Genomic DNA, 16,995 nt, shown 5'->3' with positions numbered 1-16,995 from the left:
CGAAAGATCGCCCTCAACGTCATCCGCTCCCATCCTGACAAGGCCTCAATCAGGCGGAAAATCAAAAAAGCTGGATGGGACGAGGACTTCCTCACATCGCTCATCAGCCATATGCGATAGCCCTGCCACGAGGGGGGAGGGGCCTGAAACGCTGTGCCCGCGTTCTCAGATCAGACGCGTTCGATGGCCACGGCGATGCCCTGGCCGACGCCGATGCACATGGTGGCCAGTGCCAGCGAGCCGCCGGTCTTGGCGAGTTGCAGGGCGGCGGTGCCGGTGATGCGGGCGCCGGACATGCCCAGCGGATGGCCGAGGGCGATGGCGCCGCCATTCGGGTTGACGCGGGCATCATCATCGGCAATGCCGAGGTCGCGCAGCGTGGCAAGGCCCTGCGAGGCGAAGGCCTCGTTCAGTTCGATCACCGACAGCTTGTCCTGGGTTAGGCCGAGGCGGGCCAGCAGCTTCTTCGAGGCCGGGGCCGGTCCGATGCCCATGATGCGCGGCGGCACACCGGCGGTGGCACCGCCCAGAATCCGGGCAATCGGGGTCAGGCCGTAGCGCTTGGCCGCTTCTGCCGAGGCGATGATGAGCGCGGCGGCACCATCGTTGACGCCGGAAGCATTGCCTGCCGTCACCGAACCGCCGGCGCGGAACGGCGCCCTGAGGGCGGACAGCGCCTCGATCGTCGTCTCGCGCGGATGCTCGTCCTTGTCCACCACCTTCGGCTCGCCCTTGCGCTGCGGGATCATGACGGGCGTGATTTCCTCGGCAAGGCGGCCGTTGGCCTGTGCGGCTGCGGCCTTCTGCTGGCTGCGCAGGGCGAAGGCATCCTGATCGGCACGGGAGATGTTGTAGTCTTCGGCGACGTTCTCCGCCGTTTCCGGCATGGAATCGATGCCATACTGCGCCTTCATCAGAGGGTTGACGAAGCGCCAGCCGATGGTGGTGTCATAGACGGCATTCTCACGCGTAAAGGCGGCATCGGCCTTGGGCATGACGAAGGGCGCGCGCGACATGCTTTCCACGCCGCCGGCGATGATCAGCTCCGCTTCCCCAGCCTTGATGGCGCGGGCTGCGGCGATCACCGCATCCATGCCCGAGCCGCAAAGCCGGTTCATGGTGGTGCCCGGCACTTCGACCGGCAGGCCCGCCAGCAACAGGCTCATGCGGGCCACGTTGCGGTTGTCCTCGCCCGCCTGGTTGGCGCAGCCGAAGATCACCTCGTCCACCGCGCCCCAGTCGACGCTGCGGTTGCGGTCCATCAGCGCCTTCAGCGGAATGGCACCCAGATCGTCGGCCCGGACGCTTGCCAGAGCACCGGCATAACGGCCGATGGGCGTGCGGATGTAGTCACAGATATATGCGTCGGTCATCATCAAAGCTCCGGAACGATCAGGTCTGCCACGGGGCCATCCAGATGCAGCTTTGCACCGGTCTGGGCCTGCAGCGCTTCGAGCGTCAAGGCTGGCAGTTTTTCGCGCAGGACGAAATGCCCCTTTTCGATATCTATGACGGCGAGCGACGTATAGACACGGGTGACGCAGCCAACGCCGGTGAGCGGCAGTGAGCAGCGCTCCACCAGCTTCGGCTTGCCGTCCTTGGTGACGTGATCGGTGATGACGGCAACGCGCTTGGCGCCATGCACCAGATCCATCGCCCCGCCAACGGCCGGCACGCCCTTCGGGCCCGTGGACCAGTTGGCAAGGTCGCCGTTTTCCGCCACTTCATAGGCGCCGAGGATGGCCACATCCAGATGGCCGCCGCGCACCATGGCGAAGCTGTCGGCGTGGTGGAAGAAGGCTGCGCCGGGCTTCAGCGTCACCGCCTTCTTGCCCGCGTTGATCAGGTCCCAGTCCTCTTCGCCTTCCGCCGGAGCCTCGCCGAAGCCGAGGATGCCGTTTTCGGTGTGGAAGATGGCCTCGCGGCCCGGCGGCTGGAACTTGGCCACCATTTCGGGAAAGCCGATGCCGAGGTTCACATAGGCGCCATCGTTGATGTCCTGCGCCGCGCGCCAGGCAATCTGGGCGTTGGAGAGCTTGCTGGTCATGGGTGATGGGCTCCTGCGCGGTTGAGGACTTCCTCCTGCTGCGGGGAGGGCACCTCCACGATCATGTCGACGAAAATGCCGGGGGTGATAACCGCCTCCGGATCGATGCTGCCCGCCTCGACGGCCTGGCTCACCTGCGCAATCGTGCAGGTGGCGGCCATGGCCATGACCGGGCCGAAGTTGCGCGCGGCCATCCGGTAGGTGAGGTTGCCGTAAGGATCCCCGGTCTCGGCCTTGATCAGCGCGAAGTCTGCCTTCAGCCAGCGCTCCTGCACATAGTGGCGGCCGTCAAACTCGGCCACCGGCTTGCCGTTGGCCAGATCCGTGCCATAGGCGGTCGGGGTGTAGAAGGCGGGGATGCCTGCGCCGCCCGCACGGATGCGCTCGGCCAGCGTGCCCTGCGGCACCAGCTCCAGCTCGATCTTGCCGGCCTGATACAGCTCGGTGAAGACCCGCGGATCGGAGGAGCGCGGGAAGGAGCAGACCATCTTGGCCACCATGCCCTGCTCGATGAGCGCGGCTATGCCCACATGGCCGTTTCCGGCGTTGTTGTTGATGACCGTCAGGTTCTTCGGGCTGCCGGTGGCGAGGTAGCGGTCGATGAGGGCGTGAATGAGCTCAATCGGCGCACCAGCGCCGCCGAAGCCGCCGATCATCACCGACGCGCCGTCTGGAATGCCGGCGACGGCTTCCGCAAGCGTGGCAATTCTCTTGTCCATGAATTTCCTCCCAGGGAGACTTCCGCGCAGGAAGCTACGCCGCCTTGCATGCTGAGGAAACGGATTTGTGCGGATGTTGACTCTTGTTCAATTTGCGTAATTTCATGTGCGCATGTTGAACAAGACCGACTTCATCGCGTCCCTCGCCAAGGGGCTTAGCGTTCTGGAAGCCTTCCGCGCCGACCGCTCGCGGCTCTCCATCTCCGATGTGGCAGAAGCCACGGGGCTGGACCGGGCCACCGCCCGCCGCTGCCTGCTCACCCTGCACGAGACAGGCTATGCCGATTATGACGGCAAGTTCTTCACCCTGACGCCCAAGGTGCTGCGCCTCGGCATGGGGGCGCTGGCCGCCCTGCCTCTGGCGCAGGTGGTGCAGCCCTGGCTGGATCAGCTCTCCGAACAGATCGGCCAGTCGGCCTCCGTCGCCATCCGGGATGAATTGGAGATCGTCTATCTCGCCCGTGCCGCGCAGCGCCGGGTGATGTCCATCGGCCTGATGCCGGGCTCCCGCCTGCCGGTGCATTGCACCTCCATGGGCCGCGTGCTGCTGGCGGCGATGCCGGAAGCGGAGGCTGCTACCCTGATCGAGCGCTGCGATCTGACCCCGCGCACCCCGCGCAGCCTGACGGCACCGCAGGAGATCATGGCCCGTATCGCCGAGGCGCGGACGCTTGGCTATGCCATCATTGATCAGGAGGTGGAACTGGGCCTGCGTTCCATCGCCGTGCCGGTCTATTCCTCGCGCGGGCTGGTGGTGGCGGCGCTCAACGTGGGGCTTGCCGCCGTGCAGGCCAGCGCGGAAGAGCTTCCGGCCCTTTATCTGCAGCCCCTGCTGAAAGTTCAGGAGGGGCTGCGCCGCGTCATTCGCTGAGGCCTATTCCGGCATCCGCGCCAGTGCATCGGCGAAATAGGGCCGGAAGGCCTCCGGATGTTCGGACATGGGGAAATGCCCCAACTCCGGCATGATGGTCAGCGTTGCGCCGGGAATGGCATCGGCGGTGCGCTTTGCATCTTCCGGCGTGCAGGTCATGTCATAGGCACCGGCCATCACATGCACGGGGGCCCTGGCTGTGTCGATCCTGCCCAGAAGCGGGATCAGGCTGTCGTCGAGGGTGTAGAAGGACAGATCCCCCCGGAACACGCCCGGCCCCGACTGGCGGAACATCCAGAGCGTCCAGTTGCGCTCCTTTGCAGGCGCGTAAGGGGAAATGTTGGTGGAGACGAGCGCCGCCCCCATCTCGCCGCCATGGGCGTCGGGCCGGTCGAACCAGTCGATGTCATACCATGCGGGCTGGAAGTCCGAGGCCTCGATGGCGATGAAGCCTGCAAAAACACCCGGATGCCTCGCCGCGATCTGCAAGGCGATGCGTCCGCCCATGGAGCAGCCGGCGAGAATGGGCCGCTCCAGCTTCAGCGCGGCGCAGACAGCCAGAACCGTCTCGATATAGGCTTCCGTCGTCAGCAGGTATTCTTCCCGTTCGAAGCCTTCCGGCGGCAGGGACTTGCCGTGCCAGGGCATGTCGAAGGCGTGGAAGCAGTTCTCCGCCGTCAGCCCGGCGTCATTGAGCACATGGCGCCACTGGCGGGTGTCGGCGCCGGCCGTGTGCAGGCACAGGACCGGTCGGCCTTCGCCGGCCGTTTCCACATAGATGCGCTGGGCCCGGCCTTCGATGGTGAGGTTGAGATAGCGGCCCGTGATGGGTTCAAAGCTCATGCTGCAATCCCCCTGCGCGGCAGGGCGAGGACTTCCTTGATGAAGCGGAGGTTCTTGACGAGGCTCAGCATGTCGCCGTCGATGCGGCCACGGCCTGTCTTCACCAGCGCGAAAATGTCGTGAAAGCCGGGCTTGGGATGCGCTTGCCAGAACTCGTCCAGCGCCTCCCGGTCCGTGCGGAAGGCAAAGCGCCAGGGCGTCTTGCGGCTGGGGCCGGGCTCCACCTTCACCAGCTGCCCGTCGCGGAAGGTGAGGTAGATCTCCTCGCCGTCAATCTCGATGAGAACCGTTTCGCAGAACAGCCGTCCCAGCCGCAACAGATCCGGCCTTGCGGCGATCGCCTGCGCCAGTCCTTCAAATACCGTGATCATGCTCATGTCCGCGTTCCGCCCTCCTGCGCTGCTGGAGGCAGAGGCTCGCCGCTGCCGGGCCGTGCGGCAATGATCCTGCCGGTATGTGCTGATACCGGGCAGCAGCTGCCCAAGCTTAAGGCTTGCCCGGCGGCGTCTCAGTCTTGAGTATCGGCCCATACCCGCGCCGTCATTGGCGCAGCCCGGACCGGGGCGGATAGTTCTGCCACGGGAGGCGCGGCGCAACACCTTCTGCACCCGCCGCCGCGAGGGAGGTTCGCATGAGCAGTGTCACGATTGAGAATGTCACCGGTGTGGTGATCGAGTCCCTGGGCAAGCATGGCCCGATTACAGACCGCAACAGGGAGATCATGACCTCCCTCGTCCGTCACCTGCATGACTTTTGCCGGGACGTGAAGTTGCAGCATCACGAATTCATTGCCGCCTGCCAGTATCTGGCCCGCGCCGGTCAGGTCTGCGACGACAAGCGCCAGGAGTTCATCCTGCTGGGCGATATTCTCGGCGTGGAAGTGCTCTGCGACATGCTGACCAATTCGGTCGAGGGTGCGGAAAGCGAGTCCACGGTGCTCGGGCCCTTCTACCGCGAGCATCCGCCGGTCCTGCCCAAGGGTGCAACCACCGCACAGACCCACTTCGACGGTGAGGAGACCGTCTATGTGGAAGGTTACGTGCGCGATGCGGAAGGCAAGCCGGTGGCCGGTGTCACCATCGACATCTGGGAAGACGCGCCCAACGGCCTTTATGAAAACCATGACCCGGCCCAGCCGGACTTCAACCTGCGCGGCCGCTTCGAGACCGATGAGAACGGCCACTACGCCATGCGCGCCCTGCGTCCGGTGCCCTATCCGATCCCGGACAACGAGACGGCCGGCGAACTGCTGCGCATGATGGGGCACCATCCCAACCGCCCGGGCCACCTGCACATGCTGCTGGCCAAGGACGGCTACCGCACGCTTGTCACGCAGATCTACGATTCCGAGTCCCGCTGGCTGGACGAGGACTCCGTCTTCGCCGTCAAGGACAGCCTGATCGGCACCTTCGAGCCGGGCCGCGCCGAACACGGCACCGACCTCTACCTGCGCTTCGACTTCGTATTGAAGGACGCCGCCGCCGAACAGCAGATCGCTGCCGAATAACCGGCAGGAACTGAGTGAAAACAAGGGCCGCCCCGTTATTCGCGGGGCGGCCTTTTGCGTTGTGCAGCCATTCTGTGCATCGCAGCATGTAAATTACTTCACAATTCACGTTTTCTGCATCATGCTCTCTCACGTGCAGAGGGGAGGCTGCCGGACATGAACATCAAGCAGCTGGAGTATTTCATCGCGCTGGCGGAGGAGCTGCATTTCGGCCGGGCGGCGGAGCGGCTCGGCATGGCACAGCCGCCGCTGTCCCGTCAGATCAAGCAGATCGAGGAAGACCTTGGCGCGCTGCTGTTCAACCGGGGGCGCAATGCCATCACGCTGACGCAGGCCGGCGAGCGGCTTTATGCGCGCGGCACGGCGCTCCTGTCCGAGTTTGCCGATATCAAGCTGGAGATCCGCCGCATTGGCCAGGGGGCGGAAGGGCGGCTGCGCATCGGCTTTGTCGGCTCAGCCACCTATGGCCTGTTGCCTGCGGTTCTCAAGAGTTTCCGCGCTGCCTGCCCGCAGGTCAGCCTCAGCCTCTACCCGATGAACAACGGCGATCTGCACCGCGCTCTCGTGCGCAGGGAGATCGACATTGCCATTGCCCGCCCGGCCATCGAGGATGCGGAGGTCATCAGCCGCAAGCTGGTGGATGAGGAACTGGTGGCGGCCGTGCCGGAAGCGCTGGATCTTGCCCCCCGGCCCATCCGCCTGCCGCAATTGCAGGAAGAGACCTTCATCCTCTATCCGGAAACCCCGCGGCCTTCCTTCGCCGATTTCGTGCTGAAAGCCTGCCGCGATGCGGGAACGGAGGTGACGCGCCGCGTCTTCACCATGGATCTGCAGACCGCGCTGGCGCTTGTCTCCGTGGGGGAGGGGGTGACCATCGTGCCGAAATCCGTCGGCGCGGTGCAGCGCAATGGCATCCGCTTTCATGCGCTTGAAGGCTTTGCGGCCCGCACGCCCATCTCCGTTAATCACCGGCTGGATGAACAGGGCATCCACGTGCACAATTTCGTCGTCACCGCCCAGAAGGTGGCGCGCAAGCTGATCTGACACCAATGCTCGATGAGCCTGACTTGTCGAGCGTTGGTTAAGCCCGTGCGGCGCTTGAGCAATTTCAAGGCGTGATGCGTCAGCATCGAAAGCCTTGGTATGAGTGTCACTGGCCCGCGATGGCGGTCTGATGCCGCGTGCGGTCGCGGCGGTAGAAGGCAACCTTGTCCGCGTCCAGCGCAACGCCAATGCCGGGGCCCTGCGGAATGGCAACGGTGAAGTCCTGATACTGCAGCGGTTTGGCCAGAATGTCTTCCGTCAGCAGCAGCGGCCCGAAGAACTCGGTGCCCCACTGCAGCACGGGAACGGTGGCGAAAAGTTGCAAGGCTGCCGCCGTGCCGAGCCCGCTTTCCAGCATGGTGCCGCCGTAGAGTTCGATCCCGGCAGCGCTGGCGATGGAGATGACGTCCCGCGCCGGGGCCAGCCCGCCGGACTGGCACACCTTCACCGCATAAACATCCGCCGCCGGACCGGCCATGGCCACGCGCATGGCATCGCCCGGCCCCTGCAACGCCTCGTCCGCCATGACGGCGATCTCATAGCCATCCGTCAGCTTGCGCAGGGCGGAAAGCTCATCCCGGCCCACCGGCTGTTCCACCAGAATGCAGCCGGCATCCTGCAGGCCCTTCAGGCCCCAGCGGGCCTCCTGCAGGCTCCAGGCCTGATTGACATCCACCCGCACGGTGCCGCGTCCGCCGACTGCCTTGGCAATCGCTGCCACATGAGCAATGTCGTCGCGCACCGCGCGCTTGCCGATCTTCAGCTTGAAATCCCGGTGCCGCCGCTCGTCCAGCATCCGCTCCGCCTCGGCAATGTCCGTGGCGCTGTTGCCGGAGGCGAGCGTCCAGGCGACCGGCAGGCGCTCATGAATGGCGCCGCCAAACAGGGCCGAGACAGGCACGCCCAGCCGCCGGGCAAGGCCATCCCACAGCGCCGTCTCGACGCCCGCACGGGCGATCGGATTGCCGCGCACGGTCTTGTCCATCAGTGCCCGCAACGCCGCGATGCGGTTGCCGTCTTCGCCCGTCAGGGCAGGGGTGATGTAGCTGTCGATGGCCAGCTTGATGCTTTCCACGCTCTCCGGACCATAGGACAGCCCGCCGATGGACGCGCCCTCGCCAAGGCCTTCCGATCCATCGGAAAAGCGGATGCGCACCAGCACCACCGACTGCGACTGCATGGTCGTCATGGACAGCACATGCCCGCGGATCGTCGGCACGTCGATGATGATGGTCTCGATCATCTCGATCCGGGCGGGATGGGAAAGGGCGGTCGCGGTCATGATGGGCCTGTGGTCGTTATGCATGGGCCAGAGCATCAATCCCCGGTGGGGCGCTGTCCAATACCTCACGGGTTTGAAGCGATACCGGCCTGGCCGCAGCGGCTGTCTCCGCCTTGTCCGTGACCGGGACGCTGCACTGCGGAAGAAATCCGGCATACTAGCATATGAGATTCGGCTATCTGGCGGCCTGACGCCGCTCCGCAGCCGGGCCCTTCGGGCTTATTGTTGAGTTTCCTGCAATTTAATTTAGCTTCCAAAGTAATTTCATTGCTGAGTATTGCCCGGATTGTGTCCTCATACTGCTCGGGGTGCTGCGAAAATCGCCAAGCTTTCCAGCCTTTCCGGCCTGTTCGGACAAGGTTGCGCAAGATTGTTGCGCGGAATTCATTGTTGAGAAAAAATCTTGATAAACAGGGCGCGTATTTTCTTGCGCAGTGCGCTAGTGTGTTTCATCAAGCTCCCGTGGTTCATGGAATCCGTCCTCAGCGGAAGGGTGATGAAGCCTCGGGGCTGGGGGACGGAAAAGCCATTTTCTATATCGAGGTACGGGATGAAGATTGGATCACCGCGCGAGATCATTGACGGGGAAGCGCGCGTCGCGATGACCCCGGACAGTGCCGCGCAACTGCAGAAGCTCGGCTACAGCTGTGTCATCGAAAGCGGCGCGGGCAAAGCCGCCGGTTTTTCTGACGAAGCCTACCGCAAGGCCGGTGTGGACGTCGCAGCCTCGGCTGCTGACCTTTTCGCCGCTGCGGACATCATCGCCAAGGTGCGCCCGCCGCTGGACAGCGAAGTGGCGCTGCTCGGCGAAGGCAAGACGCTGATTTCCTTCTTCTATCCGGCGCAGAACAAGGAGCTGCTGGAAAAGGCGAAGGCCACCGGCGCCAATGTGATCGCCATGGACATGGTGCCGCGCATCTCGCGCGCCCAGAAGATGGACGCCCTGTCCTCCATGGCCAACATCGCCGGCTACCGCGCCGTCATCGAGGCTGGCAACAACTTCGGCCGCTTCTTCACCGGCCAGGTGACGGCGGCAGGCAAGATCCCGCCCGCCAAGGTGCTGATCATCGGCGCCGGCGTTGCCGGCCTTGCCGCCATCGGCACCGCCACCTCGCTGGGTGCGGTCACCTATGCCTTCGACGTTCGCCCGGAAGTGGCCGAGCAGATCGAATCCATGGGCGCCGAGTTCGTCTATCTCGACTTTGCCGATCAGGTGCAGGATGGCGCGGCCACCGGTGGCTATGCGGCTCCCTCCTCGCCGGAATTCCGCGAGAAGCAGCTGGAGAAATTCCGCGAGCTGGCGCCGGACATGGACATCGTCATCACGACGGCGCTCATCCCGGGCCGCGATGCGCCCAAGCTGTGGCTGGCCGACATGGTTGCGGCGATGAAGCCGGGCTCGGTCATCGTCGACCTTGCGGCCGAGCGCGGCGGCAACTGCGACCTGACCGTCGCCGACCAGCGCGTCGTCTCGGACAATGGCGTCATCGTCATCGGCTACACGGACTTCCCGAGCCGCATGGCCGCCCAGTCCTCGACGCTTTATGCCACCAACATCCGTCACATGATGACCGACCTGACCCCCGCCAAGGACGGGCAGGTCGTGCACAACATGGAAGATGACGTGATCCGCGGTGCGACCGTCACCTTCAAGGGCGACATCACCTTCCCGCCTCCGCCGCCGAAAGTGCAGGCCATCGCCGCACAGAAGCCGAAGGAAAAGGCCAGGGAACTGACGCCGGAAGAAAAGCGGGCACAGGAAGTGGCTGCCTTCAAGGCGCAGACGCGCAATCAGGTGGCGCTGCTCGCTGGCAGCGGTGCGCTCATCCTGCTGGCCGGTCTTTTCGCCCCGGCAAGCTTCATGAGCCACTTCATCGTCTTCGTGCTGGCCTGTTTCGTCGGCTTCCAGGTCATCTGGAATGTCTCGCACTCGCTGCACACGCCGCTGATGGCCATCACCAATGCCATCTCCTCGATCATCATTCTGGGCGCCCTGATGCAGGTCGGCTCCGGCAGCTTCCTCGTGATCCTGCTGGGTGCGCTGTCGGTGTTCATGGCCGGTATCAACATCTTCGGCGGGTTCCTGGTGACCCGGCGCATGCTTGCCATGTTCCAGAAGTCGTAAGAGGGCGGGAGAGACACGATGGAATATGGTTTCACTACAGCCGCTTACGTTGTTGCGGCAGTACTTTTCATTCTCTCGCTCGGCGGCCTCTCGGGGCAGGAAAGCGCCAAGCGCGCCGTCTGGTACGGCATCGCCGGCATGGGTCTTGCGGTTGCCGCAACGCTTGTGGGGCCGGGTTCGGGCCTGTGGCTCCTCTCCGTGCTGCTGATCGCGGCGGGCGGTGCCATCGGCTGGGTGGTCGCGCAGCGCGTCCAGATGACCGAGATGCCGCAGCTCGTGGCGGCCATGCACTCGCTGGTCGGCCTTGCGGCGGTCTTCATCGGCTACAACGCCCACATCGAGCTGGTGCGCGTGCTGGCCATGGACGAGGCCGCCCGTGCCTCGCTTGAGGGCTTTGCCGCCGTGCTGGCCCACAAGAACGGTGTCGAGCAGGTCATCCTGCGGGTCGAGGTGTTCCTCGGCGTCTTCATCGGTGCGGTCACCTTCACCGGTTCCGTCATTGCCTTCGGCAAGCTGGCGGGCAAGGTGGACAGCAAGGCCACGAAGCTGCCGGGCGGCCATGCGCTGAACGCCAGCGCTGCGGCCCTCTCGCTGATCCTGCTGTTCATGTATGTGAACGGCGCGGGCATCTGGACGCTGATCCTGATGACGCTGCTGGCCTTCTTCATCGGCTACCACCTGATCATGGGCATCGGCGGCGCCGACATGCCGGTGGTCGTGTCGATGCTGAACAGCTACTCGGGCTGGGCGGCGGCTGCCATCGGCTTCTCGCTGTCGAACGATCTGCTGATCGTCGTCGGCGCGCTGGTGGGCTCCTCGGGCGCGATCCTGTCCTACATCATGTGCAAGGCGATGAACCGCTCCTTCGTGTCGGTCATTCTGGGCGGCTTCGGCGGCACCACGGGTCCGGCCATGGAAATCGCGGGCGAGCAGATCGCCATCGATGCGGAAGGCGTGGCCTCGGCCCTCAACGATGCGGACAGCGTCATCATCGTCCCGGGCTACGGCATGGCCGTGGCGCAGGCCCAGCAGTCGGTGTCGGAACTGACCCGCAAGCTGCGGGCGGCGGGCAAGGAAGTGCGCTTCGCCATCCACCCGGTGGCAGGCCGTCTGCCGGGCCACATGAACGTGCTCCTCGCCGAAGCCAAGGTGCCCTACGACATCGTGTTGGAAATGGACGAGATCAACGAGGACTTCCCGAACACCGACGTGGTGATCGTCATTGGCTCCAATGACATCGTCAACCCGGCCGCGCAGGAAGACCCGAACTCGCCCATCGCCGGCATGCCGGTTCTGGAAGTGTGGAAGGCCAAGCAGGTCTTCGTCTCCAAGCGCGGCCAGGGCACGGGCTATTCAGGCATCGAGAACCCGCTGTTCTACAAGGAGAACACGCGCATGTTCTACGGCGACGCCAAGAAATCCGTCAGCGAACTGCTGCCGATGATCAAGTAAGATCCCTCAACCAGACACCCAGGGCGGAGCGGGCAACCTCTCCGCCCTTTGTTTTTGGTGGGGGGAGAGGGCGGTAAACGGCGAGTGCGACTGAGCGCCGCGCTGGCCGCATCCCCAAGGCCTGCCTCCTGCGATTGCTCGCGCCAACCCATCCACCGCGCTGTCCCGGCCTCCGTGCCGGGACCTGTCAGGGGTGCAATGCGGTTGATATTGCGTCAGCTACTGAGAATGCAGTTGCTGAAAAGCCCTGCCCGCCTCACAGGCCCCGGCCAAGGCCGGGGCGGCGCGGAGAGGGGGGCGGCTTCAGCGGCCTTCGCTTATGGCTGCATGCCAGACCATTTCAAACTTGTCCCGCCAAGCCCCCAGTATTTCATAAAAACTGGCTTCAGCGATCGTAATCCCGGAAATGGAATGGATTTCCGGGATTGCATCACACGGGTTCTTGAAGGCGACAAGCCGTACTGTACTGCCTACATCGAACTGCAGAATGTGGCTGCCATCATCGAAGGCGGCATCGCCATCTGGCGCCAAAACAAGCTCTTGATTGAACAATTCGGTTCTTACAGGATCAAGTAGCGAAAGGTCATATGCCGCGTCGGGGCCGCGCTCTTCGTAAAGGGCTGCGTGAACAAGATGCGCCAGTTCCACGGCGGGCTTCTCGGCCAGGAGCGCACTAACGTGTCTCCCTCTACATTTCAGACGATTGCTTATTTGGTCAAATGAGCAGCCAAGCAACGTTGCCTCAGGTTCGCGCACACCGTAACTGTAACCTGCTATGTGAATGACATAGTACCCGAGAGCGCGCTGACTAAGTCTGTCGAATGTCTTTTCGATATGACACTCGATGGCGAATACCGCAGGATCTCCAACAATAAAGTGCTTCATTCATTTGCTCCAGGCATGGCGGGTCTTGGTCTTGCGGCCGATCCCCTCACGCTGAAGCCCCTCTCAACAACCGGAAGCCTGTGTCGAGGCGGGTGGGGGTGGGGGTGCCTTGGAAGCGGGAGAGGATCATGGCGGCGGCCTGTTCGCCGATGCCGGTGCGGCCGGATTCGATGGTGGTGAGCGGGCAGGGCAGCTGCTGGCCGATGTCGAGGCCGTTGAAGCCGCAGATGGCAAGGTCTCCCGGCACATCAAGGCCCGCTGCCATGCAGTGGAAGATGCCGCCGACGGCCATGTCGTCGTTGGAATAGCATATCGCTTGAGGCCGCTCGGGTGCCTCTGCCAGCAGCCGGGCGGTCAGGTCCCGGCCAAGCGCCACGGAGGAAGGGGCGGGGGCGGTGAGTTCCGCGGTGATGGTGGCGCCCGTCTCTCTTGCGGCGGCGAGGAAGCCCTCGCGCCGTTTGCCGGCGCGCCGGTCGGCCTCAAGGTCGTGGCCGATATAGGCGAGGCGCTCATAGCCCCGGCCCGTCAGATAATAGCCGAGCGCCTTGCCTGCCTGCACCTGCGAGATGCCGGCGGCCATGTCGATGGGCTCGATGTCGCAATCCATGATCTCGACAATGGGCGCGTCCGCCTGCTCCAGCATCTTGCGGCTGGTGTCCGTCAGGCCCGCCGTGCCGATGACGAGCGCAGCCGGGCGCCAGGCAAGGATGGTGCGGATCATCACCTCCTCCCGCTCCGGCAGATAGTCGGAGACGCCGAGAATCGTGTGGTATCCGGCGGCGGTCAGACGGCTTTCGAGGCCCTGCAGAACCTGCGGAAACACGTTGTTGGTGAGGGACGGGACGATGACGCCGATCTGGTTGGAGGCAGCTCCCGCCAGCGATCCGGCGATCCGGTTGGGCAGATAGCCGAGCTGCTGGGCCGCTTCCGCCACCTTCTTCTGCGTCTGCGGGGCGACATTGGCGCCATTGCGCAGCGCCCGCGAGGCGGTGATCTCGCTGACACCGGCCAGTTCCGCCACCTGACTGAGCTTCACACGCTTCATGCTGCATCATCCGCACTGGATTGGCTGATGGGCGGAGAGTGGCAGAAATGATCAGCGCTGTCATGCGGAGAGTTTGCGGAAACTGGCGGTTATCCGCTGAAAGCATGGTGTGCATTTGATCGGCTTTGATGGATTGACAGCGCTGTCATTCCTGAACTACCGTTTCATCCATGCCGGTCTGGGAGGTCCGGCGCGCAGGCCCGTGATGCCATCCGGGCTTGCCAGATCAGGTCTGCCCGGCCGGAAAGGCGGGGCGCGTCTGTCCGGTGGTCCGGGCAGGCAATCAGGGAGGAAAACCGCCGTGTTTCATTTCAGGAATCTGATGATCGCTGCCAGCGCGCTGGCGCTCACCGCAGGTGCTGCCCAGGCGCAGGAAGTCATCACCGTCGCCCATGCCATTTCCGCCCAGTCGCATTATGGCGCGGGCGCGCGCGCCTTCATCGCCAAGCTGGAAGAACTGTCCGGTGGCAAATACACCGGCAAGGAAGCGCCGGCCGGCACGCTCGGCGGCGAGCGTGACATGATCGAGGGCCTGCAGATCGGCTCCATCGACGTGGTGATCACCTCCAGCGGCCCGCTCGGCAACTTCGTGCCGCAGGTCTATGCCCTCGACCTGCCGTTCCTCTTCCGCGACTACGAGCATGCCCGCAAGACGCTGGACGGTGAAGTCGGGCAGGAGCTGCTGGCCAAGATCGGCGAGAACAATCTCGTTGGCCTCGCCTGGTCGGAAAACGGCTTCCGCCACATCACCAATTCCAAGAATGCCATCGCCGGTCCCGATGACCTGAAGGGCCTGAAGGTGCGTACCATGGAAAACAAGGTGCACATGAAGGCCTTCACCGACATGGGCGCCGCGCCGACGCCGATGGCTTTCCCGGAAGTCTTCGCCGCCCTGCAGCAGGGCGTGGTGGACGGGCAGGAAAATCCGATCCCGGTGATCACCGCCTCCAAGTTCTGGGAAGTGCAGAAGCACATCTCGCTCACCGGCCACGTCTATTCCCCGGCCATCGTGCTGGCCTCGCCGATCCGCATGGATGCCCTGAGCGAGGAAGAGCGCGGCTGGTTCATGGAAGCGGCCAAGGCCTCTGTCGCGGCCACCCGCGCCGAAGTGGACAAGCAGGAGCGGGAGGGCGTGCAACTGATGAAGGACAACGGCATGGAAGTGACCATGACCGTCGACAAGGAAGCCTTCGCCAAGATCGCCGAGCCCTCCTACGAGATCTACACCAGCCAGTATGGCCCGGAGATGATCGAGCGCATCCGCGCCGTGCAGTAAGGCTTTTCCAGCGGTCCGGGTGTGCCCGGGCCGCTCTCAAGACACCCCGGCGGGCTGCCGGCCGTTATGCGCCGGCAGCCCGTTCCCTTCCGTCAGGGTGAGGCGTCATCATGTCCTTCTTCCTCAAAATCGATGAAATCCTGTCGGAAACGGCCTTGCGGCTGGCGATGGCGTTTCTGGTCATCGCCACGGTCATGGCGCTGTATCAGGTGACGACCCGCTTCGTCTTCGGCACGCCCTCCACCTGGTCGGAAGTTGCGGCCCGTTCCGCGATCATCTGGTGCGTCTTCCTGGGTGCCGCCGGGGCCATCCGCAGCGGCTCGATGATCTCGATGGAGATTGTTCAGCGGTCGCTGCCGCGCCGCCTTGGCCTCGTGCTCTATCAACTGGCCATGCTGCTCTCCTTCGTCTTCTTCGTCATCCTGTTCTGGCAGGGCTGGAACATGACCGGGCGCGTGATGCGCCAGACGCTTGCGGCCCTCGAGATTTCCATCGCCTGGGTCTATGCGGCGCTGCCGGTCGGGGCCGTGTTTGCCTGCATTGCCATCCTCGGCGCCATGCTGCGCGCCGCACGCGATGGCCTGCCGGGTGACGCGCCGGTGGAAGGAGCGCAGGGATGAACGCCGTCATTGCCGTATCGCTGCTGATCTTCTTTTTCATGGGCGTGCCGATTGCCATTGCCATCGGCCTTGCCTCCATTGCCGGCATTCAGTTTGGCAGCAATCTGCCGCTGCTTCTGGTGGCGCAGCGCATGTTCGTCGGGCTGGACAGTTTCCCGCTGATGGCCATCCCGCTCTTCATCCTCGCGGGCAATCTCATGTCCGCGGGCGGCATTTCGCGGCGGCTGGTGGAACTGGCCAAGGCGCTGGTCGGCGGCATTCAGGGCGGGCTGGCCTGCTCCTGCGTGCTCACCTGCATGATGTTCGCCTCCGTCTCCGGCTCTTCGGTCGCCACCACCTTTGCCATCGGCTCCATCCTCATCCCGGCGATGGTGAAGCACGGCTATGGCAAGCCGCTGGCCGCTTCCATTCAGGCCAGCTCTGCCGAACTCGGCGTTCTGATCCCGCCGTCGATCCCTCTCATCCTCTATGGCGTGTCCACGGAAACCTCGGTGGGCCAGCTCTTCATCGCCGGTTTCGGCCCCGGCCTGCTGGTGGCCAGCGCGCTGATGGTGACGGTGCTGGTGATCTGCCGCCTGCGCGGCATCGGCACCCATGATGGCGATGACCGGCAGGCGCTGTGGCCCGCCTTTGTCAATGCGGTGCCGGCGCTGCTGGTGCCCTTCGTCATCATCGGCGGTATCTATGCGGGCGTGTTCACGCCGACGGAAGCCTCCGTTGCCGCCGTGGCCTGTGCTGTTGTTGTCGGCATGATCTGTTACCGGGAACTGCCGCTGAAGGCGTTGCCGGGCATCCTGCGCCAGACGGTGATCTCCACCACCACAATCATGCTCATCATCTCCGCGGCGGCGCTGTTCTCCTTCCTCATCGCCCGCTCCGGCCTGCCGGGCGAGGTGGCGAACTGGATCAAGACCGTGTTCTCCGAACCCTGGTCCTTCCTGCTGGCGGTCAACGTGCTGCTGCTGATTGTCGGCATGTTCATCGAGACGTCCGCCGCCATTCTGGTGCTGGCGCCGATCCTGACGCCGGTGGCGGTCAGCTTCGGCATCAATCCGGTGCATTTCGGCCTGGTGGTCGTCGTCAATCTGGCGCTCGGCATGATCACGCCGCCGCTCGGGGTCAATCTCTTCGCGGCCTGTGCCGTGGCGAAGATCCCGCTGGAAAAGATCATTCCGCAGCTCATCTGGTTCGTGCTGGTGGTGTTCTGCTGCCTGATGCTGATCACCTACATTCCGGCGATCACGCTGTGGCCGGTCGAAATCTTCATGGGGTCCTGATC

General features: G+C 64.2%; 16 protein-coding genes and 1 pseudogene. 9 read left to right on the top strand and 8 right to left on the bottom strand.

What is annotated here, in order from left to right; genetic code table 11:
- Nucleotides 1-120: pseudogene (locus tag IF10I1_RS04500) on the top strand (ISAs1 family transposase); the annotation flags it as partial.
- Nucleotides 121-170: 50 nt separating this feature from the next.
- Here the strand turns inward: IF10I1_RS04500 and pcaF are convergent.
- The 3 genes from pcaF to IF10I1_RS04485 are packed head-to-tail and all read right to left on the bottom strand — an operon-like array spanning nucleotide 171 to nucleotide 2,766.
- Entirely contained in the window at nucleotides 171-1,373 is a 1,203-nt protein-coding gene (gene pcaF, locus IF10I1_RS04495) for a 3-oxoadipyl-CoA thiolase (protein WP_186391334.1), read from the bottom strand.
- A 2-nt stretch (nucleotides 1,374-1,375) separates the two neighbouring features.
- Nucleotides 1,376-2,047: a 3-oxoacid CoA-transferase subunit B gene (locus IF10I1_RS04490; protein WP_058899066.1), complete on the bottom strand. Its 672-nt coding sequence runs from the start codon at nucleotides 2,045-2,047 to the stop codon at nucleotides 1,376-1,378.
- Entirely contained in the window at nucleotides 2,044-2,766 is a 723-nt protein-coding gene (locus IF10I1_RS04485) for a 3-oxoacid CoA-transferase subunit A (RefSeq protein WP_050475412.1), read from the bottom strand. Before IF10I1_RS04485 ends, IF10I1_RS04490 begins: the two co-directional genes overlap by 4 nt.
- A gap of 112 nt (nucleotides 2,767-2,878) precedes the next feature.
- On the opposite strand from IF10I1_RS04485, the gene IF10I1_RS04480 reads away from it, so the two are divergent.
- Nucleotides 2,879-3,637 carry an IclR family transcriptional regulator C-terminal domain-containing protein gene (locus tag IF10I1_RS04480; protein ID WP_186391333.1) on the top strand — a complete coding sequence of 253 codons (759 nt, stop codon included), beginning with the start codon at nucleotides 2,879-2,881 and terminating at the stop codon, nucleotides 3,635-3,637.
- A 3-nt stretch (nucleotides 3,638-3,640) separates the two neighbouring features.
- Here the strand turns inward: IF10I1_RS04480 and IF10I1_RS04475 are convergent, their stop codons facing one another.
- Together IF10I1_RS04475 and IF10I1_RS04470 are read right to left on the bottom strand one after the other, a co-directional pair.
- Nucleotides 3,641-4,480 carry an alpha/beta fold hydrolase gene (locus tag IF10I1_RS04475; RefSeq protein WP_186391332.1) on the bottom strand — a complete coding sequence of 280 codons (840 nt, stop codon included), beginning with the start codon at nucleotides 4,478-4,480 and terminating at the stop codon, nucleotides 3,641-3,643.
- Nucleotides 4,477-4,857: a hypothetical protein gene (locus IF10I1_RS04470; protein WP_208977556.1), complete on the bottom strand. Its 381-nt coding sequence runs from the start codon at nucleotides 4,855-4,857 to the stop codon at nucleotides 4,477-4,479. Before IF10I1_RS04470 ends, IF10I1_RS04475 begins: the two co-directional genes overlap by 4 nt.
- A gap of 254 nt (nucleotides 4,858-5,111) precedes the next feature.
- On the opposite strand from IF10I1_RS04470, the gene IF10I1_RS04465 reads away from it, so the two are divergent.
- A complete protein-coding gene (locus tag IF10I1_RS04465; RefSeq protein ID WP_122520756.1) occupies nucleotides 5,112-5,987 on the top strand; it encodes a dioxygenase in 876 nt (291 codons plus the stop codon).
- A gap of 156 nt (nucleotides 5,988-6,143) precedes the next feature.
- On the top strand, nucleotides 6,144-7,031 hold the full coding sequence (locus IF10I1_RS04460; RefSeq protein ID WP_050475415.1) for a LysR substrate-binding domain-containing protein: 888 nt from the start codon (nucleotides 6,144-6,146) through the stop codon (nucleotides 7,029-7,031).
- 106 nt (nucleotides 7,032-7,137) lie between these two features.
- Here IF10I1_RS04460 and IF10I1_RS04455 read toward each other — a convergent pair whose 3' ends face one another.
- A complete protein-coding gene (locus IF10I1_RS04455; RefSeq protein ID WP_186424372.1) occupies nucleotides 7,138-8,313 on the bottom strand; it encodes a muconate/chloromuconate family cycloisomerase in 1,176 nt (391 codons plus the stop codon).
- Nucleotides 8,314-8,863: 550 nt separating this feature from the next.
- On the opposite strand from IF10I1_RS04455, the gene IF10I1_RS04450 reads away from it, so the two are divergent.
- Both IF10I1_RS04450 and IF10I1_RS04445 read left to right on the top strand, forming a co-directional pair.
- Nucleotides 8,864-10,438: a Re/Si-specific NAD(P)(+) transhydrogenase subunit alpha gene (locus IF10I1_RS04450; protein ID WP_186391330.1), complete on the top strand. Its 1,575-nt coding sequence runs from the start codon at nucleotides 8,864-8,866 to the stop codon at nucleotides 10,436-10,438.
- 18 nt (nucleotides 10,439-10,456) lie between these two features.
- Entirely contained in the window at nucleotides 10,457-11,890 is a 1,434-nt protein-coding gene (locus tag IF10I1_RS04445; RefSeq protein WP_186391329.1) for an NAD(P)(+) transhydrogenase (Re/Si-specific) subunit beta, read from the top strand.
- A gap of 303 nt (nucleotides 11,891-12,193) precedes the next feature.
- Here the strand turns inward: IF10I1_RS04445 and IF10I1_RS04440 are convergent, their stop codons facing one another.
- Both IF10I1_RS04440 and IF10I1_RS04435 read right to left on the bottom strand, forming a co-directional pair.
- The gene (locus IF10I1_RS04440; RefSeq protein ID WP_186391328.1) at nucleotides 12,194-12,775 is read right to left on the bottom strand and encodes an Imm42 family immunity protein; all 582 of its coding nucleotides are present in this window, start codon (nucleotides 12,773-12,775) and stop codon (nucleotides 12,194-12,196) included.
- A gap of 46 nt (nucleotides 12,776-12,821) precedes the next feature.
- The gene (locus IF10I1_RS04435) at nucleotides 12,822-13,820 is read right to left on the bottom strand and encodes a LacI family DNA-binding transcriptional regulator (protein ID WP_186391327.1); all 999 of its coding nucleotides are present in this window, start codon (nucleotides 13,818-13,820) and stop codon (nucleotides 12,822-12,824) included.
- Between the two features lie 301 nt (nucleotides 13,821-14,121).
- On the opposite strand from IF10I1_RS04435, the gene IF10I1_RS04430 reads away from it, so the two are divergent.
- The 3 genes from IF10I1_RS04430 (at nucleotide 14,122) to IF10I1_RS04420 (ending at nucleotide 16,993) form a co-directional block, all read left to right on the top strand.
- Nucleotides 14,122-15,096: a TRAP transporter substrate-binding protein gene (locus IF10I1_RS04430; RefSeq protein ID WP_026355932.1), complete on the top strand. Its 975-nt coding sequence runs from the start codon at nucleotides 14,122-14,124 to the stop codon at nucleotides 15,094-15,096.
- A 110-nt stretch (nucleotides 15,097-15,206) separates the two neighbouring features.
- Nucleotides 15,207-15,716, top strand: coding sequence for a TRAP transporter small permease (locus IF10I1_RS04425; RefSeq protein WP_186391326.1), 510 nt, complete (start codon nucleotides 15,207-15,209; stop codon nucleotides 15,714-15,716).
- A complete protein-coding gene (locus IF10I1_RS04420) occupies nucleotides 15,713-16,993 on the top strand; it encodes a TRAP transporter large permease (RefSeq protein ID WP_122520747.1) in 1,281 nt (426 codons plus the stop codon). The genes IF10I1_RS04425 and IF10I1_RS04420 overlap by 4 nt, the downstream gene beginning before the upstream one ends.
- The last annotated feature ends 2 nt before the right edge of the window (nucleotides 16,994-16,995 follow it).

The sequence above is a fragment of the Pannonibacter sp. I15F10I1 genome, from assembly GCF_900185665.1.
Taxonomy (GTDB): domain Bacteria; phylum Pseudomonadota; class Alphaproteobacteria; order Rhizobiales; family Stappiaceae; genus Pannonibacter; species Pannonibacter indicus.
The sequence above is the reverse complement of the archived record's forward strand: the minus strand, read 5'-3'. Positions and strand labels throughout refer to the sequence as shown.